The organism is Acinetobacter sp. S4400-12 (assembly GCF_024129495.1).
Taxonomy (GTDB): Bacteria; Pseudomonadota; Gammaproteobacteria; order Pseudomonadales; family Moraxellaceae; genus Acinetobacter; species Acinetobacter lwoffii_C.
Genome location: NZ_JAMXYB010000108.1, coordinates 1 through 477 on the forward strand (window position 1 = coordinate 1; position 477 = coordinate 477).

Annotated in this window: 1 protein-coding gene; it reads right to left on the bottom strand. The window is 51.8% G+C overall.

All coding sequences use genetic code 11. From position 1 onward, the window contains the following. On the bottom strand, nt 1-477 hold a 477-nt coding region (locus NI461_RS14355; protein ID WP_253157896.1), incomplete at both ends, for an FAD-dependent oxidoreductase.

Here is a 477-nt window from a genome sequence, read left to right on the forward strand (position 1 = left end):
CTTTAAACAGGGGGCCATCACAGTGCGGACAGTACGCCACGCCACGGGTCTTGTATTCCTGCTCTCCCGGAACATTCATCTCTCTCCAGCGCGCACCTGTGGATAGCACCACAGTTTTTGAGGCAAGTTTTGCACCATTTTCAAGGGTGACTTCTACCAGACCACTGGAGGTTTCATCGGCACCTTTAATCGCCGAGACACGCTGCAGGTTCATGATGTCCACATCGTATTCACGTACATGGGCTTCCATTTCTGCCGCAAACTTCGGACCTTGAGTTTTCTGGACAGAGGTAAAGTTTTCAATGTCCATGGTATCCATGACCTGACCGCCCATGCGCTCAGCCACGATCCCGGTACGAATGCCTTTACGGGCAGCATAAATCGCAGCGGTATTCCCCGCAGGTCCTCCACCAATCACCAGTACATCAAAGGCTTGTTTGGCATTCAGTTTTTCTGCATCTTTGGCTGCTGCATTGC